This window comes from Rhodococcus sp. Z6_132, assembly GCF_058133635.1.
This window is the reverse complement of record NZ_JBYUNP010000001.1, coordinates 569502-592273: the sequence shown is the minus strand read 5'-3', so window position 1 is coordinate 592273 and position 22772 is coordinate 569502. Positions and strand designations below refer to the sequence as shown.

General features: G+C 72.8%; 20 protein-coding genes and 1 pseudogene. 14 read left to right on the top strand and 7 right to left on the bottom strand.

The features are described 5' to 3' along the window. The first annotated feature begins 118 nt into the window (after positions 1–118). Together AC3YO9_RS02750 and AC3YO9_RS02745 are read left to right on the top strand one after the other, a co-directional pair. Positions 119–1234 (top strand): pyridoxal phosphate-dependent aminotransferase, encoded by a 1116-nt coding sequence (locus tag AC3YO9_RS02750; protein ID WP_489982558.1) that lies wholly within the window; start codon positions 119–121, stop codon positions 1232–1234. Between the two features lie 22 nt (positions 1235–1256). Next, positions 1257–2813 carry an FAD-dependent oxidoreductase gene (locus AC3YO9_RS02745; protein WP_489982046.1) on the top strand — a complete coding sequence of 519 codons (1557 nt, stop codon included), beginning with the start codon at positions 1257–1259 and terminating at the stop codon, positions 2811–2813. On the opposite strand, the gene AC3YO9_RS02740 is transcribed toward AC3YO9_RS02745, so the two are convergent. Next, positions 2810–3259: a winged helix-turn-helix transcriptional regulator gene (locus tag AC3YO9_RS02740; protein ID WP_489982045.1), complete on the bottom strand. Its 450-nt coding sequence runs from the start codon at positions 3257–3259 to the stop codon at positions 2810–2812. The two genes, AC3YO9_RS02745 and AC3YO9_RS02740, sit on opposite strands and share 4 nt — an antisense overlap. A gap of 130 nt (positions 3260–3389) precedes the next feature. Here AC3YO9_RS02740 and AC3YO9_RS02735 point away from each other — a divergent pair. Both AC3YO9_RS02735 and AC3YO9_RS02730 read left to right on the top strand, forming a co-directional pair. After that, positions 3390–4264: pseudogene (locus AC3YO9_RS02735) on the top strand (aldo/keto reductase family oxidoreductase). A 132-nt stretch (positions 4265–4396) separates the two neighbouring features. Beyond that, entirely contained in the window at positions 4397–5044 is a 648-nt protein-coding gene (locus AC3YO9_RS02730) for a DUF6226 family protein (protein ID WP_489982044.1), read from the top strand. A 10-nt stretch (positions 5045–5054) separates the two neighbouring features. Here AC3YO9_RS02730 and AC3YO9_RS02725 read toward each other — a convergent pair whose 3' ends face one another. Further along, positions 5055–6083, bottom strand: coding sequence for a threonine aldolase family protein (locus tag AC3YO9_RS02725; RefSeq protein ID WP_489982043.1), 1029 nt, complete (start codon positions 6081–6083; stop codon positions 5055–5057). 69 nt (positions 6084–6152) lie between these two features. On the opposite strand from AC3YO9_RS02725, the gene purB reads away from it, so the two are divergent. Next, the gene (gene purB / locus AC3YO9_RS02720; RefSeq protein ID WP_127784206.1) at positions 6153–7577 is read left to right on the top strand and encodes an adenylosuccinate lyase; all 1425 of its coding nucleotides are present in this window, start codon (positions 6153–6155) and stop codon (positions 7575–7577) included. Between the two features lie 16 nt (positions 7578–7593). Here purB and AC3YO9_RS02715 read toward each other — a convergent pair whose 3' ends face one another. Continuing rightward, entirely contained in the window at positions 7594–8022 is a 429-nt protein-coding gene (locus AC3YO9_RS02715) for a MarR family winged helix-turn-helix transcriptional regulator (RefSeq protein WP_489982042.1), read from the bottom strand. An 88-nt stretch (positions 8023–8110) separates the two neighbouring features. Here AC3YO9_RS02715 and AC3YO9_RS02710 point away from each other — a divergent pair, with 88 nt between their 5' ends. The 3 genes from AC3YO9_RS02710 (at position 8111) to AC3YO9_RS02700 (ending at position 11643) form a co-directional block, all read left to right on the top strand. Next, complete coding sequence (locus AC3YO9_RS02710; RefSeq protein WP_489982041.1) at positions 8111–9973, top strand: ABC transporter ATP-binding protein; 1863 nt, start codon at positions 8111–8113, stop codon at positions 9971–9973. A gap of 11 nt (positions 9974–9984) precedes the next feature. Next, positions 9985–10872: a phosphoribosylaminoimidazolesuccinocarboxamide synthase gene (locus tag AC3YO9_RS02705; RefSeq protein ID WP_489982040.1), complete on the top strand. Its 888-nt coding sequence runs from the start codon at positions 9985–9987 to the stop codon at positions 10870–10872. A 66-nt stretch (positions 10873–10938) separates the two neighbouring features. Further along, positions 10939–11643: a DUF2334 domain-containing protein gene (locus AC3YO9_RS02700; RefSeq protein WP_489982039.1), complete on the top strand. Its 705-nt coding sequence runs from the start codon at positions 10939–10941 to the stop codon at positions 11641–11643. Here AC3YO9_RS02700 and AC3YO9_RS02695 read toward each other — a convergent pair. Further along, positions 11640–12278: an MBL fold metallo-hydrolase gene (locus AC3YO9_RS02695; protein WP_489982038.1), complete on the bottom strand. Its 639-nt coding sequence runs from the start codon at positions 12276–12278 to the stop codon at positions 11640–11642. The genes AC3YO9_RS02700 and AC3YO9_RS02695 overlap by 4 nt on opposite strands. Beyond that, positions 12279–13502: an alpha/beta fold hydrolase gene (locus AC3YO9_RS02690; protein ID WP_241249219.1), complete on the bottom strand. Its 1224-nt coding sequence runs from the start codon at positions 13500–13502 to the stop codon at positions 12279–12281. Positions 13503–13840: 338 nt separating this feature from the next. Here AC3YO9_RS02690 and purS point away from each other — a divergent pair, with 338 nt between their 5' ends. From purS to ligD, 5 genes are read left to right on the top strand one after another with little or no spacing between them, the layout of a single operon-like run. Next, positions 13841–14080, top strand: coding sequence for a phosphoribosylformylglycinamidine synthase subunit PurS (gene purS / locus AC3YO9_RS02685; RefSeq protein WP_127784200.1), 240 nt, complete (start codon positions 13841–13843; stop codon positions 14078–14080). Further along, positions 14077–14757 (top strand): phosphoribosylformylglycinamidine synthase subunit PurQ, encoded by a 681-nt coding sequence (gene purQ, locus AC3YO9_RS02680; RefSeq protein ID WP_127784199.1) that lies wholly within the window; start codon positions 14077–14079, stop codon positions 14755–14757. Before purS ends, purQ begins: the two co-directional genes overlap by 4 nt. A 45-nt stretch (positions 14758–14802) precedes the next feature. After that, positions 14803–16161, top strand: a complete 1359-nt coding sequence (locus tag AC3YO9_RS02675) for a dipeptidase (RefSeq protein ID WP_489982037.1) — start codon at positions 14803–14805, stop codon at positions 16159–16161. 48 nt (positions 16162–16209) lie between these two features. Then, positions 16210–17256, top strand: a complete 1047-nt coding sequence (locus AC3YO9_RS02670; protein WP_127784197.1) for an ATP-dependent DNA ligase — start codon at positions 16210–16212, stop codon at positions 17254–17256. Further along, a complete protein-coding gene (gene ligD / locus AC3YO9_RS02665) occupies positions 17256–18308 on the top strand; it encodes a non-homologous end-joining DNA ligase (RefSeq protein ID WP_489982036.1) in 1053 nt (350 codons plus the stop codon). The genes AC3YO9_RS02670 and ligD overlap by 1 nt, the downstream gene beginning before the upstream one ends. Here the strand turns inward: ligD and AC3YO9_RS02660 are convergent. Beyond that, positions 18305–19690 carry an APC family permease gene (locus AC3YO9_RS02660; RefSeq protein ID WP_489982035.1) on the bottom strand — a complete coding sequence of 462 codons (1386 nt, stop codon included), beginning with the start codon at positions 19688–19690 and terminating at the stop codon, positions 18305–18307. The genes ligD and AC3YO9_RS02660 overlap by 4 nt on opposite strands. 128 nt (positions 19691–19818) lie before the next feature. Between AC3YO9_RS02660 and purL the strand changes: the two genes are divergently transcribed. Further along, positions 19819–22122: a phosphoribosylformylglycinamidine synthase subunit PurL gene (gene purL / locus AC3YO9_RS02655; RefSeq protein ID WP_489982034.1), complete on the top strand. Its 2304-nt coding sequence runs from the start codon at positions 19819–19821 to the stop codon at positions 22120–22122. Here purL and AC3YO9_RS02650 read toward each other — a convergent pair. After that, positions 22119–22727 carry an SGNH/GDSL hydrolase family protein gene (locus tag AC3YO9_RS02650; RefSeq protein WP_489982033.1) on the bottom strand — a complete coding sequence of 203 codons (609 nt, stop codon included), beginning with the start codon at positions 22725–22727 and terminating at the stop codon, positions 22119–22121. The genes purL and AC3YO9_RS02650 overlap by 4 nt on opposite strands. Positions 22728–22772 lie beyond the last annotated feature (45 nt).

Here is a 22772-nt window from a genome sequence, read left to right as displayed (position 1 = left end):
CCGGGGAGACCGGCCCGCCAACTAGGGTCGGAGCGCGGCGCGGCCGGTCAGCGGCTGCGGCAGAAAGGGGACACGGGTGCACGAGTCACGGCGCTCCCTCATCGAGCCGTTCCACGTGATGGACGTGTGGGCGGCTGCCGCCATCCGCCAGCGCACCCACGGTGACGTGGTCAACCTCGCCGCCGGTCAGCCCTCCACCCCCGCGCCCGCCGCGGTGCTGCGCGCCGCCCGCAAGGCGCTGGACGAGCAGCTGCTGGGCTACACCGTCACCCTGGGCATCGACGAGCTGCGCCTGGCCATCGCCGGTCACCACAGCCGGCGCTACGACATCGAGGTGAGCGCGGAGGACGTCGTGGTCACCACCGGGTCCTCCGGTGGGTTCCCGCTGATCTTCCTCGCCGCCTTCGACGCCGGCGACACCGTGGTGATGTCGCGGCCGGGCTACCCGGCCTACCGCAACTCCCTGCAGGCGCTCGGCTGCACCGTGGTTGAGCTCGACTGCGGCCCCGACACCCGATTCCAGCCCACGGTGGCGATGCTGGAGGCGCTGGAGACCCCGCCGGCCGGGCTGGTGGTGGCCAGCCCCGCCAACCCCACCGGCACCATCCTGGCCGCCGACGAGCTGGCCGCCCTGGCCCGCTGGTGCGAGGAGCACGGCACGCTGCTGATCTCCGACGAGATCTACCACGGCATCAGCTACGGGCCGGAGACCGCCAGCGCCTGGCAGACCTCCCGCGAGGCGGTGGTGATGGGTTCGGCGTCGAAGTACTTCTGCATGACCGGCTGGCGGCTGGGCTGGATGCTGGTGCCGGCCCGGCTGCGCCGCGCGGTCGACCGCCTCGCCGGCAACCTCACCATCTGCCCGCCCGCCCTGTCCCAGCACGCGGCCGTCGCGGCCTTCACCGAGGAGTCCTACGCCGAGCTGGACTCCCACGTGCTCCGCTACCGCACCAACCGCGACCTGCTGCTGGAGGGCCTGCCCCAGGTGGGGCTGGGCGACCTGGCCCCGGCCGACGGTGCGTTCTACGCCTACGCCGACATCAGCCACCTCACCGACGACTCCACCGCCTGGTGCGCCGAGATGCTGGCCGAGACCGGGGTGGCGCTGGCCCCCGGCGTCGACTTCGACACCGTGCACGGCGGCAGCACCGTGCGGCTGTCCTTCGCCGGGGCCACGTCGGACATCACCGAGGCCCTCACCCGGCTGCGCGGGGCCCGCGCGCTGCAGCGCTGACCCACCCACCGGAAGGACCACCATGACCACCTCCACCACCACCTCCGTGCACCCGCGCCCCGCCGCGGACGTCGCCAGCTGGGACCACGAGGCGGACGTCGTGGTCGCGGGGTACGGCGTGGCCGGCGCCTCGGCCGCCATCGAGGCCGCTCGGGCCGGGGCCGACGTGCTGGTGCTCGAGCGCACCAGCGGGTGGGGTGGCGCCGCGGCGCTGGCGGGCGGGTTCATCTACCTGGGCGGCGGCACCGCGCTGCAGCGGGCGTGCGGCTTCGAGGACTCCCCGGCCACCATGCAGGCCTTCCTCACCGCGGCGCTCGGACCCGGGGTGGACGGTGCCAAGATCGAGGCCTACTGCCAGGGGTCGGTGGAGCACTACGACTGGCTGGTGGACTGCGGCGTGGTGTTCAAGCCGGAGTTCTTCGGCGAGCCGGGCTGGGAGTCCGTCGGCGACGAGGGGCTGATGTACTCCGGCGGGGAGAACGCCGCCCCGTTCACCGCCGTCGCCACCCCGGCACCGCGCGGGCACGTCCCGCAGATGGCCAACAAGCGCGCCGGGGAGAAGAGCGGCGGCTACATGCTGATGAAGCCGTTGTCGGAGACCGTGGCCGCGCTGGGGGTGCGGGCCGAGCACGACGTGCGGGTGCAGACCCTGGTCACCGACCCCGACGGGCGGGTGGTCGGGGTGATCGCCAAGCAGTACGGCCACGAGATCGCCGTGCGGGCCCGCCGCGGCGTGGTGCTGGCCACCGGGAGCTTTGCCTACAACGACCAGATGGTGCAGAGCTTCGCGCCGCTGATGGCCGGTCGCCCCGGCTCCGCCATCGAGGAGCACGACGGGATCTCCATCCGGATGGGACAGGCCGTGGGGGCCGACCTCGCCCACATGGACGCCGCCGAGGTCGCCATTCACTGCGACCCGCAGCTGATGGTGCGCGGCATCCTGGTCAACGGACGCGGGCAGCGCTTCGTTCCGGAGGACACCTACCCCGGGCGCATCGGTCAGCTGGCCCTGTTCCAGCAGGACAACCGGGTGTTCCTGGTGGTCGACGAGGCCGGCTACGCCGCAGCCGCCGCCTCCCCGACGGCAACTCGGCACCTGCAGCGCAAGCCCACCTGGGTCTGCGAGACCGTCGCCGAGCTGGAGGCGGAGATGGGCCTGGTGGCCGGAGCGCTGGAGTCCACCGTGGAGCTGTACAACCGGTACGCGGTCACCGGCGAGGACCCGTTGCTGGGCAAGAAGGCGGAGTGGGTGAAGCCCCTCACCGGGCCCTTCGCCGCGATCGACCTGCGCGGCGCGACCAGCGGGTTCACCCTGGGCGGGCTGCGCACCACGGTGGACTCCGAGGTGCTGCACGTCTCGGGCGAGCCGATCCCCGGGCTGTTCGCGGCCGGGCGCTGCACCGCAGGCATCTCGGCCTGGGGCTACGCCAGCGGCGCCTCGCTCGGCGACGGCAGCTTCTTCGGGCGCCGGGCCGGGCGCAGCGCAGCGGGCACGAGGACGCCAGCAGGCACGTGCACGGCAGCGGGCCCGAGCACGGCAGCGCACCCGCGTGCCGAGGCGGAGCCCAGCCTCGGCTAGAGGGTGTTCGGTCGCCCGGCGGTGCGGGCGTCGTGTGCCGCCCGGTGGGCGAGGACGTCGTCCATGTGTGTCTCCGCCCAGCCCTTGAGTCCGCGGATGAGGTGGTGCAGCGACAGGCCGAGCTCGGTGAGCTCGTAGGTGACCGTGACCGGAACGGTGGGAGTCACGGTGCGGGTGACGAGGCCGTCTCGCTCCAGCGAGCGCAGCGTCTGGGTGAGCATCTTCTGGCTGACGCCGGCGAGCTGCCGGGACAGCTCCGAGAAGCGCATCGCCCGCGGGACACCGGGATGATCGGCGTCGCCCCCGCCGCCGAGCGCGCAGAGGATCAGGGCCACCCACTTGTCGGAGATCCGATCGAGCAGCTTCCGGCTCGGGCAGGAGGCCAGGAATGAGTCGTACTCGAGCTTCGCCTGGGCTCTCTGCTCGGCCGCCGTGCTCGTGCTCATCGTCTGCTCCTGTCACCTGGTGGATACCAACGCACTCTGAGGTGCCTACTTCCCACCGGGAAGCTGCGCAACCAGCATGCACTTGGGCACCAAGAGAACCCACCATGCGACGACACGAAGGACAGCACGAATGAGCGCACTCTCCACGTCACTGCCCGGCAGCACCTGGGACCTGGGCGACCTGACCGTCTCCCGCTTCGGCTACGGCGCGATGCAGCTGGCGGGCCCCTGGGCCATGGGGCCGCCCGCCGACCGGGTCGGCGCGATCGCGGTCCTGCGCGAGGCCGTCGACCTCGGAATCACCCACATCGACACCAGCGACGCCTACGGACCGCGCATCACCAACCACCTGATTCGCGAAGCACTGCACCCTACCCGGAGTCGCTGCACCTCGTGACCAAGGTCGGCGCGCAGCGCGACGAGCAGGGCGGGTGGCCGACGGCGCGGCAGCCAGACCAGCTGCGTCGTCAGGTCGAGGAGAACCTGGAGTCGCTCGGACTCGAGGCACTGGACCTGGTGAACCTCCGGCTCGGCGACGCCACGGGACCTCAGCCGGGCTCGATCGCCGACGCGTTCCAAACGCTCGTCGAGCTCCAGGGACAAGGTTTCATCCGCCACCTCGGGGTGAGCAACGCGACCGCCGAGCAGGTGCGTGAGGCTCAGGGCATCGCGCCGATCATGTGCGTGCAGAACCGGTACAACCTGGCGCACCGCGAGGACGACGAGCTGATCGACCGGCTCGCCGCCGAGGGCATCGCCTACGTGCCGTTCTTCCCGCTCGGCGGGTTCAGCCCGCTCCAGTCGTCCGCGCTCTCCGCGGTCGCCACCCGGCTGGACGCCACTCCGATGTCGGTGGCCCTGGCGTGGCTGCTGCACAGGTCGCCGAACATCCTGCTGATCCCGGGCACCTCGTCGGTCGCGCACCTGCGCGAGAACGTCGCCGGCGCCGGACTGGTGCTGTCCGACGTGGACCTCGCTGAGCTGGACGAGATCGCCGGCGAGTGACCCCGCTTGGCTCTGAAGTGCTCGGCAACCGCTCGCGCTGTGGGATCACCTCTGGATAAGGACCGGCTTCGCCCAGCCGAACTGATCGGCGATCTCACCCCGGAGTCGCACCGGCGAGGAAAGGATGACGAGGTGACCTCCTATGTGCGCCCGTCGATCGACACACCGGTGTTCCGCGACGCCGACGGTCAGATCATCGACTACGGGAACCGGTGGCACGGGTCGCCACCGGAGCAGACCTACTCGATTGACTCGCATCCGGAGCGGTTCGCACCGCTGCACGTAGTCGCTGACGCCCTCATCGCACATCTGCGTGACGCCTACGACGTTGAAGTCACTGAGGGCGAGGTGACGGCGGCGGAGCTGCTTCGCCCGGCCCCTGAAGCTGCACGTGCAGTACGGATTCGACCGAATGACCCGGCGTGCGCCGCGGTGACGATCGTGTTCACCGCGTACCCCGGCATCATCATGAATGCCGGCTTGCTGCACGACTTCCACTACCCGGCTTGTGGCTGCGACGCCTGCGATGTGAGCTGGGAGGGGGAAGCCGACCAGCTCGAGCGGCAAGTGCTCGCGGTCGTCACCGGGCACTACCGGGAGGGCATCGAACGAGGACTCCGCCCCTGGGTCGAGTACGCGTTCACCTACCCCGACGGCACGAGCTCGGGGAGATCTCGCGCGCAAGATCTCCCCACGGAGCGCGTCAAAGCGGCGAAGCCAGTCCTTCGCCACCTCGCGAACGGGTGGGCAGCCTGGCCCCGCGCAGCTTCAGGTCCTTGATCAACACCGTCTAGGCCGCGGCGGGAAGCCCGGCCACGCGCTGCACCGCCTCGGTGACGTCGGCGGCGGACACGTCGCGGTGGGTGATGAACCGGACCCGGCCGGCCAGCGGGAGCGAGCGCACCCCCACCTGCTCCAGCCGGGCCACCGTGGCCGCGGGGTCGGGGGAGTCGGCCAGCACGATGTTGGTCTGCGGCACGTCCACCGTCCAGCCCAGCTCGCGCAGCCCGTCGGCCAGGGCCACGGCGTTGGCGTGGTCGATGGCCAGCTCCTCCACCCGGTCCAGCGCCAGCATCCCGGCCGCGGCCAGCACCCCGCCCTGGCGCACCCCGCCCCCGAGCATCTTGCGCACCCGCCGGGCCTCGGCGATGCGCGCCGACGTGGAGGCCAGCACCGAGCCCACCGGGGCGCCCAGGCCCTTGCTCAGGCACACCTGCACGGTGTCGGTGCCCGCGGTGAGCGCGGTCAGCGGCACGTCCAGCGCCACCGCGGCGTGCCACAGCCGGGCACCGTCGAGGTGCACGGCCAGGCCGCGCTCGGCCGCCGCGGCCACCAGGGCGCGGTGCTCGGCGGGCGGGGTGACCGCGCCGCCGGCGAAGTTGTGGGTGTTCTCCAGGCACAGCAGCGTGGTGTTCAGCGTGTAGTACGGGCCCTCGCCGCCGATGGCCTGGCGCACCGCGTCCGCCGACGGGCGTCCCGGGCCGGCGTCGTGGGGCAGCGGGTCGGGCATGCCGCCGGCCAGCCACGCCGCAGTGCCCAGCTCGGAGCCGAGCACGTGCGCAGCGGCCGGGGCCAGGAAGCGGTCACCGCGGCGCAGGTGCAGCATCAGCGCGATGAGGTTGCCCATCGTGCCGCTGGGCGTCCACAGCGCGTCCTCGCAGCCGAGCAGGTCGGCCACCCGCTCCTCCAGGGCCCGCATGGTGGGGTCGCGGTCGAGGACGTCGTCGCCCACCTCGGCGGTGGCCATGGCGGTGCGCATCTTCTCGTCCGGCACGGTCACGGTGTCGGAGCGCAGGTCGATCGGGTGGGGATTCGTCACCGGTCCACACAACCGCTCCCGGCACGAGCACGCAAGTCGCCAGGTGCCCGCCGACTAGGCTCACCCCCCGTGAGCACACCCATCCCGAACGTCCTGGCCTCCCGCTACGCAAGCCCCGCGCTGGCCGCGCTGTGGTCGCCCGCCCACAAGGTGGTGCTGGAGCGCCAGCTGTGGATCGCGGTGCTCAAGGCGCAGGCCGAGCTGGGCGTGGACGTGCCGGCCGAGGCGATCGCCGACTACGAGCGTGTGGTCGACGACGTGGACCTGGCCTCCATCGCCGAGCGCGAGCGGGTCACCCGGCACGACGTCAAGGCCCGCATCGAGGAGTTCAACGACCTCGCCGGCCACGAGCACGTGCACAAGGGCATGACCAGCCGCGACCTCACCGAGAACGTCGAGCAGCTGCAGGTGCTGCGCTCGATGCAGCACGTGCACGGCCACGGCGTGGCCGTCGCCGCCCGGCTGGCCGAGCGGGCCACCGAGTACTCGCAGGTGGTGATGGCCGGGCGCAGCCACAACGTCGCCGCCCAGGCCACCACGCTGGGCAAGCGCTTCGCCTCCGCCGCCGACGAGCTGCTGCTGGCGCTCACCCGGCTGGCGGAGCTGATCGCGCGGTACCCGCTGCGCGGCATCAAGGGCCCCATGGGCACCGCCCAGGACATGCTCGACCTGCTCGACGGTGACGCCGGCAAGCTCGCCCAGCTGGAGGCCAAGGTCGCCGAGCACCTGGGGTTCGCCCACGTGCTGCACAGCGTCGGCCAGGTGTACCCCCGCTCGCTGGACCACGACGTGCTCTCCGCCCTGGTGCAGGTGGGTGCCGCCCCGTCGTCGCTGGCCCACACCATCCGGCTGATGGCGGGCCACGAGCTGGTCACCGAGGGCTTCCAGCCCGGCCAGGTGGGCTCCTCGGCCATGCCGCACAAGATGAACACCCGCTCCTGCGAGCGGGTCAACGGCCTGCAGGTGGTGCTGCGCGGCTACGCCTCGATGGCCGCCGAGCTGGCCGGCGCGCAGTGGAACGAGGGCGACGTGTTCTGCTCCGTGGTGCGCCGGGTCGCGCTGCCGGACGCCTTCTTCGCCATCGACGGCCAGATGGAGACCTTCCTGACGGTGCTGGCCGAGTTCGGCGCCTACCCGGCCGTGATCGAGAAGGAGCTCACCCGCTACCTGCCGTTCCTGGCCACCACCCGGGTGCTGATGGCCGCGGTGCGCGCCGGGGTGGGGCGCGAGACCGCGCACGAGGCCATCAAGGAGCACGCGGTGGCCGTGGCGCTGGCCATGCGGGAGCAGGGCAAGGAGCCGGACCTGCTGGACCGGCTGGCCGCCGACGACCGCCTGCCGCTGGACCGTTCCGCGCTGGAGGCGGCGCTGGCCGACAAGAGCGCCTTCATCGGTGCCGCCGACGCCCAGGTCAGCGCGGTCGTCGCCGCGGTGCAGCAGCTTGTCGACGCCCACCCCGAGGCGGCCGGCTACGCGCCCGGCGCGATCCTGTAGCCGCCGGGGGCGGGGGTCATCGGTCGTCGGTCAGGGCGCCGAGGATGCGGTGCAGCTCGGCGCGGTCGCGCGCGCCGAGCGGGGCGAAGAACTCCGCGGCCTGAGCATCGCGGGCCGCGGCCATCTCGCCGACCAGGCGTCGGCCCTTGTCGGTGAGGCGGACGCACACCGCGCGCCGGTCCGCCCCGTCGGCGACCCGCTCCACGAGGTCGCGCTCCTGCAGGCGGTCCACCACCTCCGTCGCCGAGCGCGGAGCGATGCGCAGCGCCTTGGCGACGTCGCCGAGCCGCGGCTGTCCCTCGTCCGCGCCGTCGATGGCCCGCAGCGCGCGGAACTCGTGCGGCGAGAGCTCCCAGGGCTCGAGCGCGGTGGACCAGCCGCGGCGCAGCGCACGGGAGGCGGCCATCACCAGGTCGCGGAGCTGCTCGCCCGATGCCTCCGTCATGGTCAGCGAGCCTACCTCATTTGACAAGTACCTCATGTTGAGGGAACCTCAGCATAGTTGCCCCGACACTGGAGAGGGGTGGTGACACATGACGGCTCCACCCTTCGGTGGGCGCGGCGGGGGTCGTGGCGGCCCCCGCAAGCTTGATCCCGCCGACCGTGCCCAGCTGCAGGACTCCCCGGTGAGCCTGCGCCGGATCGGCTCGCTGTTCACGCCCTACCGCTGGCAGGTCGCGGCGGTGATGGCGCTGATCGTGGTGGCGTCCACGGTCGCCCTGGCCACCCCGTTCCTGGTGCGCGAGGTGATCGACCGCGCGATTCCCGAGCAGGACGTGCCGCTGCTGGTGTGGGCGGTGCTCGGCATGCTCGTGGTCACGGTGGTGAGTGCGGTGCTGGGCGTAGTGCAGACGTGGATCTCCACCACCGTCGGCCAGCGCGTGATGCACAACCTGCGCACCAGCGTGTTCTCCCACCTGCAGCGCCAGTCGCTGAGCTTCTTCACCCGCACCCGCGGCGGTGAGGTGCAGTCCCGGCTCACCAACGACATCGGCGGCATGCAGACGGTGGTCACCTCCACCGCGACGTCGATCGCCTCGAACGTGACCACGGTGGTGGGCACCGTGGTGGCGATGGCGGTGCTGAGCTGGCGGCTGTCGCTGCTGTCCCTGGTGGTGCTGCCGCCGGCGATCTGGCTCACCCGTCGGGTGGCCCTGATGCGCCGGGCCATCACCGCCCAGCGCCAGCGCGCGCTGGCGGACATGCAGACCCAGATCGATGAGAGCCTGTCCATCAGCGGGGTGCAGCTGGGCAAGACCCTGGGCGCCGGCCCGGTCATGTCCGACCGCTTCGCCGCCACCTCGCACCTGCTGGTCGACCTCGAGGTCCGCTCGCAGCTGTCCGGACGCTGGCGGATGGCCACGATGAGCATCATCTTCTCGGCCATCCCGGCGCTGCTGTACCTCGCGGCCGGGCTGCCGGCCACCTCCGGCGGCATGACCATCGGCACGCTGGTCGCCTTCACCGGGCTGCAGAGCACGCTGTTCCGGCCGCTGATGAGCCTGCTCGACGTCGGCGTCTCGGTGACCAGCTCGCTGGCCCTGTTCAGCCGCATCTTCGAGTACCTGGACCTGCCGGTGGACATCGCCGATCCCGAGCACCCGGTGCCCATGCCGAAGGAGGAGGTGGCCGGCGCCGTCCGCTTCGTCGACGTGGGCTTCCGCTACGAGGGCTCCCACCGCGACGCCGTCACCGGCGTCACCATCGAGGTGCCCCCCGGGTCGGCGCTGGCCCTGGTGGGGGAGACCGGCTCCGGCAAGACCACGCTGGCCTCGCTGGTGGCACGGCTGCACGACCCCACCACCGGCCAGGTCACCCTGGACGGGGTGGACCTGCGCGACATCCGGCTCGCCGAGCTCTCCGAGCTGGTGGGCGTGGTCTCGCAGGAGACCTACCTGCTGCACGCGACGATCCGGGAGAACCTGCGCCACGCCCGCCCGGGGGCCAGCGACGCCGAGATCGAGGCGGCGGCGCGAGCCGCGCAGGTGCACGAGCTGATCTCCTCGCTGCCCGACGGCTACGACACCGTGGTCGGGGCCCGCGGGCACCGCTTCTCCGGCGGGGAGAAGCAGCGCATCGCCATCGCCCGCACCTTGTTGCGCGACCCGCGGGTGCTGGTGCTGGACGAGGCCACCAGCGCCCTGGACAACGAGACCGAGCGCGCCGTGCAGGCGGCGCTGGACGTGGTCAGCCGCGGACGCACCACCATCACCATCGCGCACCGCCTCTCCACGGTCCGCGACGCCGACCAGATCGTGGTGCTCGACCACGGCCGCGCCGTGGAGCGCGGCACGCACGAGCAGCTGCGGGCCCTCGGCGGGCGCTACGCCACGCTGCTCGCCCGGGGCGGCGAGGTCCGCCCCGCGGTCGACGGGCAACCGACGCTCGCCCGATAGGCTCGATCACCGTGCGCCCCTCCCTTGCTGACTACGCCCACGTCGCCGCCGGCAAGGTGCGTGACCTCTACGCCATCGACGACGATCACCTGCTGCTGGTGGCCTCCGACCGGATCTCGGCCTACGACCACGTGCTGCCCACGCCGATCCCGGACAAGGGCCGGGTGCTCACCGCGATGAGCGTGTTCTTCTTCGGGCTGCTGGGCGGGGCGAACCACCTGGCCGGCGAGCCCGACGACCAGCGCATCCCCGCCGAGCTGCTGGGCCGGGCGCTGGTGGTGCGCCGGCTGGACATGGTGCCGGTGGAGTGCGTGGTCCGCGGCTACCTCACCGGCTCCGGCCTGGCCGACTACCGGGCGAGCGGCTCGGTGTGCGGGGTGACGCTGCCGGCGGGCCTGGGCGAGGCCAGCCAGCTGCCGGAGCCGATCTTCACCCCGGCCACCAAGGCGGTGATGGGGGAGCACGACGAGAACGTGGACTTCGCGACGGTGGCGGCGCAGGTGGGTGTTGAGCTGGCCGAGCAGCTGCGCACCGCCACGCTGGACATCTACTCCCGGGCCGCCGCGCACGCCGCCGAGCGTGGCGTGATCCTGGCCGACACCAAGCTGGAGTTCGGCCGCGACGCCGAGGGCAGGCTGGTGCTGGGCGACGAGGTGCTCACCCCGGACTCCTCCCGCTTCTGGCCGGCCGAGGGCTTCACCGAGGGGCGGGTGCAGCCCAGCTTCGACAAGCAGTACGTCCGCGACTGGCTGACCGGCCCGGACTCCGGCTGGGACCGCCACGGCGACGACGCCCCGCCGCCGCTGCCGGCCGAGGTGGTGGCCGCGACCCGCCAGCGGTACGTGGAGGCCTACGAGCGCATCTCCGGGCTGTCCTTCGCCGACTGGCTGGGCCGCTAGCGACAGTTCACCCAGCGTGCGCCGCGGCCACGCCTGGAGTTCACCTCCACCGGGTGTGCTGGGCAGGTGGCTTCCGTGATCGTGTCGCTGTCCGGGGTCCGCGCCGAGACCCTCGGGCCGGCGCGGGCCTTCGCCGCCGAGCTCGACCGCCGGGCCGTGCCGTTGTCGCTGCTGGTGGCCCCGCGGCGCAAGAGCGGCTACCGGCTGACCGCCGACGCCGCGGCCCAGCACTGGCTGCGCCACCGCCGCGAGCAGGGGGACGCCGTCGTGCTGCACGGCTACGACCAGGCGGCCGTCCGCAAGCGTCGTGCCGAGTTCGCCGTCCTGGCCCAGCACGAGGCCCTGCTGCGCCTGACCGCCGCCGACCGGGTGCTCGAGCAGGTGGGGCTGCGCACCCGGCTGTTCGTCCCGCCGCAGTGGACGATCTCCGCCGGTGCCCTGGCCGCGCTGCCGCAGGCGGGCTTCCGGCTCTGCGCCGACCGCGGCGCGGTCCGTGCGCTGCCCGCCGGCCCCACCACCTGGTCCCGGGTGCTCGGCGTGGGTGGCGGCACCACCACCGAGCCGTGGCGCTGCCGGGCGCTGGTGCTGGCCGCGGACCGGACCGCCCGGCGCGGCGGAGTGCTGCGGCTGGCGGCCAAGGCGGCTCAGCTCGACAGCTCGGGGCCGCGGCAGGCTCTGCTGGACGCGCTGGACCTGGCCCTGCACCACGGCGCGGACCCCGTCACCTACGCCACGTGCACCCCCGGGGCGGCCCGCAGCGGCGCGGCCTAGACCTCGCTGGCCACGCCGTGCTCGAGCACCCGCAGCTCGGTGTGGTCCGGGCGCAGCTGCTCCAGCAGTCGGTAGTGCATCTCGGGCTTGGCCAGCACGGCCTGGTGGATGGGGACGGCGACCTCCGGCGACACCGCCCGCAGGTAGTCCACGGCCTCGGCGATCTTCAGCCACGGGGCGCCGGCCGGCAGCGCCAGCACCGCCACCGGCTCCTCGGGCACGTGGAGGGAGTCACCGGGGTGCAGCAGGTGGTTGGGCTGGGCCGCGGTGCCGAACAGGTAGGCCACGTTCTCGATCACCGGGACGTCCGGGTGGATCACCGCGTGCGTGCCGCCCTCCACCCGCACCCGCACCGGTCCCACCGTGAACCGCTCGCCCGGGCTCACCGGCGTCCAGGGGTCACCCAGCTTGGTGGCGGTCATGTAGTCGGCCACCAGCCTGGCGCCCGGGTTGTTGCCCAGCAGCTGTGGCAGGGCGTCCACGTCCACGTGGTCCGGGTGCTGGTGGGTGACCAGCACCGCGTCCAGTCCGGTCAGCTCGGCGAAGCCGGTGGCGAAGGTGCCTGGGTCGATGAGGATGCGGACGCCCTCAGCCTCCAGGAGCAGGCACGAGTGCCCGAGGTGGGTGAGCTGCATCTAGGACTCCTTCTCCCACCGGCCGGGCTTGTCCTGGCCGTCCTTCCACTGGCGCAGCACGCGGTCGGCCGGGACGTGGCGGCGACCGGTGGCGAGGAAGCTGCGCGTCAGCCGCATGGTCAGCTCCGGCAGCTCGAACTGCGGCACGTGCCCGCAGTCGGGGATCACCACCGACTCCGCATCGGGCAGGGCCTCGGTGACGTGGCGAGCGAAGCTGGCCGGCACCAACCGGTCCGCGGCGCCCCAGATGAACAGCGCCGGCGGCTCCAGGTGCGGCAGCCGATCCCAGAACCCGGACTCCCCGAACGGCTCGTCGGTGTAGATGTTGAGCATCGCCGAGAGCGCGGCGCGCCGGTGGGACGGGTCCTTCATGGCGATGAGGAACTCGTCGATGGCGGCGTCGTACCAGGTGGAGGGCAGCCGGCTGGGGTCGGCGAACATGGCCTTGAGCCCGGTGACCAGCGCGGGCCGGGGCGGGCCGAACGGCATCCGGGCCATCAGCATGGGCAGCCGCTTGGCCACTGGGGCCAGCTGGCGGAAGCGGCGGAACGCGGGCGCGGGACACAGCAGCACCAGCCGGTCCACCGCGTCGGGGTCGCGCAGCGCCAGCTCCAGGGCCAGCCGCCCGCCCAGGGAGTTGCCGATCACCACGGCGCCGCGGGCGTCGACGGCGTCCAGGAACGAGCGCAGCCAGCGGTGCATCTGCTCGGCGGTGTACTTCCACGGCGGCGCCTCGGACGCGCCGAAGCCGGGGGTGTCCGGGGAGATCACCCGGTGGTCCTTGGCCAGGTCGGCGAGCACCGGCAGCATCGAGGCGTTGGTGGCGCCCAGGCCGTGCAGCAGCACCACCGGGCGGCCGTCGGCCGGTCCGGCCTCCAGGTAGGCGGTGCGCACGCCGTAGGCGCTGACCTCCCGGGAGTGCGCCCGGGTGGGCAGGTGGGCCTCCGGGGCGAAGGCGCCGCCCACCTGCAGCACCGTGTTCAGGCTGCCGCGGGCCACCAGGTCCCCGGTCAGGAACGCCTCCACGCCGCTGCGCCGGCCCATCAGCAGGTCGGCGAGGGTGGCGGCGTCGGTGCGGATGCAGCAGGTGGGACGTGCGATCGCGCCCACCACCAGGCTGACCTCGCCGTGCTTGATGTAGAGGGTCCAGCGGCCGCGCCCGGCGATGTCCAGGACCACCGTCACCAGGGGACGGCGGGCGAGCACCGATCGGGTGAGATCCATGGGGAGGTGGTTGCGCAACACCGTGGATGGATCGATGCTCTCCCGTAACGGTGACATCGTGCTCGTGCTCCTGTCGCGTCGCGGAAAGTTGTTGCCCAGACCAACAACCCGAAAACTATCGGACCGAGCCGAGTTCGGCTGATCAAGCAGTCCCGTGCCCGGATGACCAGTGGGGGAAGACAACACGTCCGGCGAACCTGCCGGCGCAGCGACCTTTCGCAGTGCGTGGCCAGTGGGCCGTCCCTGCGGGGCGGTCTGGCCCTGGCGACGAGAGGCATCCTCCGGCCCTGCCAGTAGGCTCACCCTCGTCAACACCGATTCTAACCAGGGAGCGCCGCGTGGCCCGAGTAGTCGTGGACGTCATGCCGAAGGCCGAGATCCTCGACCCCCAGGGTCAGGCCATCGCTGGGGCGCTGCCGCGGCTGGGCTTCACCGGGGTCGCTGACGTCCGCCAGGGCAAGCGCTTCGAGCTGGAGGTCGCCGACGACGTCGACGACGCCGCGCTGGCGCAGATCGCGCAGACCCTGCTGTGCAACACCGTGATCGAGGACTGGACCGTGCGGAGGGTGCAGGAGTGAGCGCGCGCATCGGAGTCATCACCTTCCCGGGGACGCTGGACGACGTCGACGCCGCCCGCGCCGTGCGCCTGTCCGGCGCGGAGCCGGTCAGCCTGTGGCACGGCGACGCTGACCTGCGCGGAGTCGACGCGGTGATCGTGCCGGGTGGCTTCTCCTACGGCGACTACCTGCGTGCCGGAGCCATCGCCCGCTTCGCGCCGGTGATGACCGAGGTGGTGCGCGCCGCGGGCGCCGGCCTGCCGGTGCTGGGCATCTGCAACGGCTTCCAGGTGCTCTGCGAGGCCGGGCTGCTGCCCGGGGCGCTCACCCGCAACGACGGCCTGCACTTCCTGTGCCGCGACCAGTGGCTGCGGGTGGAGTCCACCAGCACCGCCTGGAGCTCGCGCTACGAGGCCGGCGCAGAGATCCTGGTGCCGCTGAAGTCCGGCGAGGGCCGCTACGTGGCCGCCGAGGACACCCTGGACGAGCTGGAGGGTGAGGGCCGCGTGGTCTTCCGCTACGTCGGCGACAACCCCAACGGGTCGATGCGCGCCATCGCCGGCATCTCCTCGGCCGACGGCCGGGTGGTGGGGCTGATGCCACACCCCGAGCACGCCACCGAGAAGCTCACCGGTCCCACCGACGACGGCCTGGGCATCTTCCTGTCCGTGCTGGACGGCGTGCTCGCCAGCGCGTGAGCACCGCGGGGCCCGCTCGTCGGGCCCCGTCCTAGGCTCGGGGGCATGACTGCTGCGCTGAGCCCCTCCGAGTCCGAGCTGCGCGAGACCCTGGCGCAGGTGCTGCCCGCGGTCCGGGCCGACCTCGAGGACCTCGTGCGCATCCCCTCGGTGTACGCCGACCCGGCCCGCGCCGCCGACGTGCAGCGCAGCGCCGAGGCCGTGGCCCGGCTGCTGCGCGAGGCCGGCTTCGCCCAGGTGGACGTGGTCAGCGAGGGCGGCGCGCCCGCCGTCCTCGCCCACCACCCGGCACCGCCCGGAGCGCCGACGGTGCTGCTCTACGCCCACCACGACGTGCAGCCCACCGGCGACGTCACGGCGTGGACCAGTCCGCCGTTCGAGCCCACCGAGCGCGGCGAGCGCCTCTACGCCCGCGGCGCCGCCGACGACAAGGCGGGCATCGCGGCGCACCTGGCTGCGTTCCGCGCCCACGGCGGCGCCCCGCCGGTGGGGGTCACCGTGTTCGTGGAGGGCGAGGAGGAGTCCGGCTCGCCGTCGCTGACCCGGCTGCTGCACACCTACCGCGACCGCCTCGCCGCGGATGCCATCGTCATCGCCGACTCCGCCAACTGGGACGTCGGCGTCCCTGCCCTCACCGTCTCGCTGCGCGGGCTGGCCGACTGCGTCGTCGAGGTCCGCACCCTCGGCCACGCCGTGCACTCCGGGCTGTGGGGCGGGGTGGCGCCGGACGCGCTCACCACCCTGTGCCGGTTGCTGGCGACGCTGCACCACCCCGACGGCTCGGTGGCGGTGGCCGGACTGCCGCAGGGCGAGGCGGCCGACCTGGACTACCCCGAGGAGCGGGTGCGGGCGGAGTCGTCGCTGCTCGACGGCGTGCAGCAGCTGGGCACCGGCTCGGTGGTGTCGCGGCTGTGGAACGGCCCGGCCATCGCCGTCATCGGCATCGACGCCCCCACCGTGGCCGCCTCCTCCAACACGCTGGTGCCGGTGGCCCGGGCCAAGGTGAGCCTGCGCGTCCCGCCGGGCACCGACGCCCACGCGGCGCTGGCCGCGCTCACCGAGCACCTGCGCAGCCACGTCGGCTGGGGCGCTCAGGTGACGGTCACCGGTGGGGAGACCGGCCAGCCCTGCGCCATCGACGCCACCGGACCGGCCTACGACGCCGCCCGGTCCAGCTTCCGCGACGCCTGGGACGGCACCGAACCGGTGGACATGGGGATGGGTGGCTCCATCCCGTTCATCGCCGAGTTCGTCGACGCCTTCCCGGACGCGGCCGTGCTGGTCACCGGGGTGGAGGACCCCGACACCCGTGCGCACGGCGTGGACGAGGGCCTGCACCTGGCGGAGTTCGAGCGCGTCTGCCTGGCCGAGACCCTGCTGCTGGCCCGCCTCGCCCGGGGCTGAGCCGGCTCTCCCTACCCGGATCCCGGCTGCCTGGGCCAGGATGGGCAGATGGACCTCCCGGTGCGCCCGCCCGTCAAGCCCATGCTGGCCAAGGCCGCCGACGCCGTGCCCGTGCAGGGTGCCGGCGAGCCGATCTGGTCCTACGAGCCCAAGTGGGACGGCTTCCGCTGCATCGTCTTTCGTGACGGCGACGAGGTGGAGCTGGGCTCGCGCAGCGGAAAGTCGCTGACCCGCTACTTCCCCGAGGTGGTGGCGGGGGTGCTCGCCGAGCTGCCGGAGCAGTGCGTGCTGGACGGCGAGATCGTGGTGCCCCGGGAGATCGACGGCCGCACCCGGCTGGACTGGGACTCCCTGAGCCAGCGCATCCACCCTGCCGCCAGCCGCATCGCGCTGCTGGCGGAGCAGACCCCGGCGCAGGTGGTGGGCTTCGACCTGCTGGCGCTGGGTGCGGAGGACCTGACTGCCGAGCCGTTCTCCCGCCGTCGCGAGCTGCTGCTGGGCCTGGGCGTCACCGGGCCCACCTGCCACGTCACCACGGCCACCACCGACGCCGCGATCGCCCAGCAGTGGTTCGCCGAGTTCGAGGGCGCCGGGCTGGACGGGGTGGTGGCCAAGCGGCTCGCCGGGCACTACGCACCGGACCGCCGGGAGATGATCAAGGTCAAGCACCACCGCACCGCCGACTGCGTGGTCATCGGCTACCGGCCGCACAAGAGCGTGCCCGGCATCGGCTCCATGCTGCTCGGCCTCTACGACGGCGACGAGATGCACATGATCGGCGGCGCCTCGGCGTTCACCGCACAGCGGCGCAAGGAGCTGCTCGAGGAGCTGCAGCCGCTGCGCCTGGGGTCGGACGTGGTCCACGAGGGTGAGCCCAACCGGTGGAACGCCCGCGAGGACCACTCCTGGGTGCCGCTGCGACCGGAGCGGGTGGTGGAGGTGGCCTACGACCAGATGGAGGGCGACCGGCTGCGCCACGCCGCCAAGTTCCTGCGCTGGCGCCCCGACCGCACCCCCTCCTCGTGCACCTACGACCAGCTGGACGTGCCCGTCCGGTTCGACCTCGCCGACGTGCTCGCCGATGGAGGCCAGTGATGCCCAGCAAGACGCCCGCAGGAAAGACACCGCCGGAGCTGCTGGACGTCCACGGTGTGGAGGTGCGCCTGAGCAGCCCCGACAAGATCATGTTCCCCGCCCTCGGCGCGGACGGCGGCACCAAGCTGCACCTGGCGCACTACTACCAGGCCGTCGCCGAGGCCGGGGTGATCGTGAACGCGCTGCGCGACCGGCCCACCTACCTGCAGCGCTTCCCCGACGGCATCGAGGGCGAGGAGGTGTACCAGAAGCGGATCCCCGCCAAGCACCCCGAGTACCTGCAGACCTGCCAGGTGGCCTTCCCGTCCGGGCGCACCGCCGACGCGCTGCGGGTGCGCCACGCCGCGGAGGTGGTGTGGGCGGCGCAGATGGGCACGGTCACCTTCCACCCGTGGCACGCCCGGTGCACCGACACCGACCACCCCGACGAGCTGCGCATCGACCTCGATCCGCAGCCGGGCACCGCCTTCGCCGAGGCCCGCACGGTGGCGCTGGAGGTGGTGCAGCCGCTGCTGGACGAGCTCGGGCTGGTGGGGTTCCCCAAGACCTCCGGCGGGCGCGGCCTGCACGTCTACGTGCGGATCGAGCCCCGCTGGACCTTCACCGAGGTGCGCCGCGCCGCCATCGCCCTGGCCCGCGAGGTGGAGCGCGGCGCTGGCGGCAGGGTGACCACGGCGTGGTGGAAGGAGCAGCGCGGCGAGCAGATCTTCGTGGACTTCAACCAGAACGCCCGCGACCGCACCATCGCCAGCGCCTACTCGGTGCGCAAGACCCCGCGGGCCACGGTGAGCACCCCGGTGACCTGGGCCGAGCTGGTGGACGTCGACCCGGACGACTTCACCATGGCCACCGTGCCCGACCTGCTGGCCCGCCGCGGCGACCCGATGGCCGACCTGGACGCCAAGGCGTTCTCCCTGGACACGCTGCTGGAGCTGGCCGAGCGGGACGAGGCGGGTGGACTCGGCGACCTGCCCTACCCGCCGAACTACCCCAAGATGGCGGGTGAGCCCAAGCGGGTGCAGCCCAGCAAGGACCGCGACCGCCAGGGCTAGCCGGCGTGCTCGGCGGGCGCGGCGGCGGTCGGGTCCTCCTCGGCCGGAGACCGGCGGGTGCCCAGCCGGCTCACCAGGTACAGCACCACCCCGATGGCCACCAGGCCGCCGGCCCGCGCCCAGGTGGCCGCGCTCTGCTGGGTCAGCAGCACCACGCAGCTCACCAGCGCCAGCACGGGCAGCACCGTGGGCGTGCGGAAGTAGGCGTGGTCCACCTGCTCCTTGCGCAGCACCAGCACCGCCAGGTTGGTGCTGATGAACACCACGAGCAGCAGCAGCACCACGGTCTCGGCCAGGGTGGCCAGCGAGCCGGTGGTGGCCAGCGCCATGGCCACCACGGTGGTCGCCGCGATGGCCACCCACGGGGTCCTGCGGTGGGTCAGCACGCTGTTCAGCACGCCCGGCAGCAGGCCCTGGTTGGCCATCCCGTAGGCCAGCCGGCTCGCCATGATCATGGTGAGCAGCGCACCGTTGGCCACCGCCACCAGGGCGATGGCACTGAACAGCCGGGACGGCACCCCGGCGTCGGCGGCGCTGACCACCTCCAGCAGCGGCCCGGTGGACTGTGCGAGCTGGTCGGGCGGCAGCACGACCGAGACGGCGATGCCCACAAGCACGTAGACGGCACCGGCGGTGAGCAGGGCCCCGAACATGGCCCGCGGGAAGACGCGGCGGACGTCGCGAACCTCCTCGGCCACGTTGGCGGAGGTCTCGAAGCCGACGAAGGAGTAGAACGCCAGCAGCGCCGCGCTGAGCACCGCCAGTGCCGGGGTGGTGTCGGCGTTGAACTCCACCACCCGGCCCAGGTCGCCGTCGCCGCGGCCCAGCACGATGCCGGCGAGCACCACCACCAGCACCAGGCCGCCCACCTCCACCGTCGTCATCACCAGGTTCGCCCGCAGTGACTCCTTGATGCCCCGGGCGTTGAGCAGGGCCACCACCAGCAGGAACACCAGCGCAGCAGGGACCATCGGGACGTCCAGGAAGACGCCGAGGTAGTCGCCGGAGAAGGCCAGGGCCAGCCCGGCGGCGCTGGTCACGCCGGCGGCGAGCATGCAGTAGCCGACCAGGAAGGAGATGAGCGGCTTCTGGTACGCCCGCTGGGCGAAGATCGCGGCACCGCCGGCGCGCGGGTGCTTGGTCACCAGCTCCACGTAGGAGGAGGCCGTCAGCAGCGCCATCGCCAGCGCCACCAGCAGCGGCACCCACACCGCGCCGCCGACCTCGCCCGCCACCTCGCCGACCAGGGCGTAGACCCCGGCGCCGAGGACGTCACCGAGGATGAAGACGTAGAGCAGCGGCCCGGTGATGCCGCGCCGCAGCGTGGTCTCGGTCCCGCTCCCGCCCGTCCCGGCGCTGGCGCCGGGGGATGCTTCGGTCATCGGGGTGCTCCTGCCAGGTGGGAGAGAGGTCGGGCGGAGAAGTTACTCCTTGGTAGCCGGTGGTGTGCTGTGGAGCCCTGACCAGGCGAGTAAGAGGGGTGCTGCGACCCCTCGATAGGCTGTTGCGCGTGCCTGTGCCTGTCGATACCACTGCCAACGCCGCCGAGACTCCCGACCTGGAGCAGCCCTACGCCGCGCTCGGTCTCAAGGACGACGAGTACGCGCGCATCAGGGAGATCCTCGGGCGGCGGCCCACCGACGCCGAGCTGGCCATGTACTCGGTGATGTGGAGCGAGCACTGCTCCTACAAGTCCTCCAAGGTGCACCTGAAGTACTTCGGCGAGACCACCACCGAGCAGATGCGCTCCGGCATGCTCGCCGGCATCGGGGAGAACGCCGGCGTGGTCGACGTCGGCGACGGCTGGGCGGTCACCTTCAAGGTGGAGAGCCACAACCACCCGTCCTACGTGGAGCCCTACCAGGGGGCGGCCACCGGGGTGGGCGGCATCGTCCGCGACATCATGGCCATGGGTGCCCGCCCGATCGCGGTGATGGACCAGCTGCGCTTCGGCAGGGCCGATGCCCCGGACACCAAGCGGCTGGTGCACGGCATCGTCGCCGGCGTCGGTGGCTACGGCAACTCCCTCGGCCTGCCCAACGTGGGCGGCGAGCTGGTCTTCGACGAGTCCTACGCGGGCAACCCGCTGGTGAACGCGCTGTGCGCCGGCGTGATGCGCACCGAGGACCTGCACCTGGCCTTCGCCTCCGGCACGGGCAACAAGATCATCCTGTTCGGCGCCCGCACCGGCCTGGACGGCATCGGCGGCGTCTCGGTGCTGGCCTCGGCCACCTTCGACGGCGACGAGCACGGCGGTGGCCGCAAGAAGCTGCCCGCGGTGCAGGTGGGCGACCCGTTCACCGAGAAGGTGCTCATCGAGTGCTGCCTGGAGCTGTACTCCTCCGGCGTCGTGGTGGGCATCCAGGACCTGGGCGGAGCCGGGCTGTCGTGCGCCACCTCCGAGCTGGCCAGCGCCGGCAGCGGCGGCATGCGCGTGGAGCTGGACGCCGTCCCGCTGCGGGCCACCGGGATGACCCCGGCCGAGGTGCTCTCCAGCGAGTCCCAGGAGCGCATGTGCGCCGTGGTGGCGCCGGAGAACGTGGACGCGTTCATGGCCATCTGCCGCAAGTGGGACGTGCTGGCCACCGTCATCGGCGAGGTCACCGACGGCGACAACCTGGAGATCACCTGGCACGGCGAGACCGTGGTGGACGTGCCGCCGCGCACCGTGGCCCACGAGGGCCCGGTGTACGAGCGCCCCGTGCAGCGTCCGGCCGGCCAGGACGCGCTGGTCGCGAACACCCCGGACGCGCTGGCCCGTCCGTCCACCCCGGACGAGCTCAAGGCCACCCTGCTGCAGATGGTGGGCTCGCCGCAGCTGTGCAGCCGCCGCTGGGTGGTGCAGCAGTACGACCGCTACGTCCGCGGCAACACCGTGCTGGCCGAGGCCGCCGACGCCGGCGTGCTGCGCATCGACGAGACCACCGGCCGGGGCATCGCGCTGGCCACCGACGCCAGCGGGCGCTACACCGCGCTGGATCCCTACACCGGGGCGCAGCTGGCGCTGGCCGAGGCGTTCCGCAACGTCGCCACCACCGGTTCCACCCCGGTCGCGGTGACCAACTGCCTGAACTTCGGCTCCCCCGAGGACCCGGGCGTGATGTGGCAGTTCAGCGAGGCCGTGCGCGGCCTGGCCGACGGCTGCGTGCAGCTGGGCATCCCGGTGACCGGCGGCAACGTCAGCTTCTACAACCAGACCGGCACCACCGCCATCCTGCCGACGCCGGTGGTGGGGGTGCTCGGCGTCATCGACGAGGTGGACCGCCGCATCCTCACCGGCTTCGGCAACACCCCCGGCGAGACGCTGATCCTGCTGGGCGAGACCCACGAGGAGCTGGGTGGCTCGATCTGGAGCCAGGTCGTGCACGACCACCTCGGCGGCACCCCGCCCAAGGTGGACCTGGCCCGGGAGCAGCTGCTGGCCGAGATCCTGCTGGCCGGCTCCCGCGACGGACTGATCTCCGCCGCCCACGACCTCTCCGAGGGCGGGCTGGCCCAGGCCGTGGTGGAGGCCGCGCTCAACGGCGACACCGGCTGCCGCATCCTGCTGCCCGAGGGTTCCGACCCGTTCGTGCAGCTGTTCAGCGAGTCCTCCGGCCGCATCCTGGTGGCGGTGCCGCGCAGCGAGGAGCCGCGCTTCACCAGCATGTGCACCAACCGCGGTCTGCCGTGGACGCGCATCGGCGTGGTGGACGAGGGCTCCGACGACATCGAGGTGCAGGGCCAGTTCACCGTGTCGCTGGCCGAGCTGCGGGAGACCTTCGAGGCGACCCTGCCGGCCCTGTTCGGCCAGGACGTGGCGGTGACGTCCTAGCGGAGCAGCGCCGGCTCCATCGCCTCCCAGAAGGCCCGGGTGTAGCGCTGGTAGCCGACGTCGTCGGGGTGGGCGAAGCCGGTGCCGAACTCGGTGACGGTCATGCCCGCGGTCGCGGCCTGCACCGCCACCGGCACCAGTGCGGGGCGGGCGGCCACCACCTCGCGGATGATCGCCGCGAGCTCGCGGGCCTCGTCGTCGCCGTGGCCGCCCTGGAAGTCGGGCACGTCGGCGACGAAGGTGCCGTTGGGCAGGGCGTCGCACAACCGGGTGAAGACGTCGCGGAAGTGGTCGGGGTCGGTGTGGGTGGCGTCGTTGGTGCCGATGCAGACGGTCACGACGTCGGGGCGCAACCGCGCCAGCACCGGCAGCTGGTCGATCACCAGGTCCTCCAGCCGGGCCCCGCACACCGCGAGGTTGGTGACGGCCACCGAGGCGCCGGTGGCGTCGGTGAGCAGGCCGGCGAGGGTGCTCACGAAGCTCTGCGCCGGGGACGCTGCGCCGTAGCCCTGGGTGAGCGAGTCGCCCAGGGCCAGGTAGTGGATGTCGCCGGGCTGCTCGGCCCGCCTGCCCCAGTACGTCGCCAGGTCGTCGATGCTCAGCACGCGCCAACCCTACGGCGCGGGCACCCGTGAGCCGGCGGGGTGCGC

Bases quoted from the DNA above. Each gene is read 5' to 3' on its own strand.
- AC3YO9_RS02750 (WP_489982558.1), top strand. From the start codon at position 119: ATGGACGTGTGGGCGGCTGCCGCCATCCGCCAGCGCACCCACGGTGAC.
- AC3YO9_RS02745 (WP_489982046.1), top strand. From the start codon at position 1,257: ATGACCACCTCCACCACCACCTCCGTGCACCCGCGCCCCGCCGCGGAC.
- AC3YO9_RS02740 (WP_489982045.1), bottom strand. From the start codon at position 3,259: ATGAGCACGAGCACGGCGGCCGAGCAGAGAGCCCAGGCGAAGCTCGAG.
- AC3YO9_RS02715 (WP_489982042.1), bottom strand. From the start codon at position 8,022: ATGACGGAGGCATCGGGCGAGCAGCTCCGCGACCTGGTGATGGCCGCC.
- AC3YO9_RS02710 (WP_489982041.1), top strand. From the start codon at position 8,111: ATGACGGCTCCACCCTTCGGTGGGCGCGGCGGGGGTCGTGGCGGCCCC.
- AC3YO9_RS02695 (WP_489982038.1), bottom strand. From the start codon at position 12,278: ATGCAGCTCACCCACCTCGGGCACTCGTGCCTGCTCCTGGAGGCTGAG.
- AC3YO9_RS02690 (WP_241249219.1), bottom strand. From the start codon at position 13,502: ATGGATCTCACCCGATCGGTGCTCGCCCGCCGTCCCCTGGTGACGGTG.
- AC3YO9_RS02675 (WP_489982037.1), top strand. From the start codon at position 14,803: ATGACTGCTGCGCTGAGCCCCTCCGAGTCCGAGCTGCGCGAGACCCTG.
- AC3YO9_RS02670 (WP_127784197.1), top strand. From the start codon at position 16,210: ATGGACCTCCCGGTGCGCCCGCCCGTCAAGCCCATGCTGGCCAAGGCC.
- ligD (WP_489982036.1), top strand. From the start codon at position 17,256: ATGCCCAGCAAGACGCCCGCAGGAAAGACACCGCCGGAGCTGCTGGAC.
- AC3YO9_RS02660 (WP_489982035.1), bottom strand. From the start codon at position 19,690: ATGACCGAAGCATCCCCCGGCGCCAGCGCCGGGACGGGCGGGAGCGGG.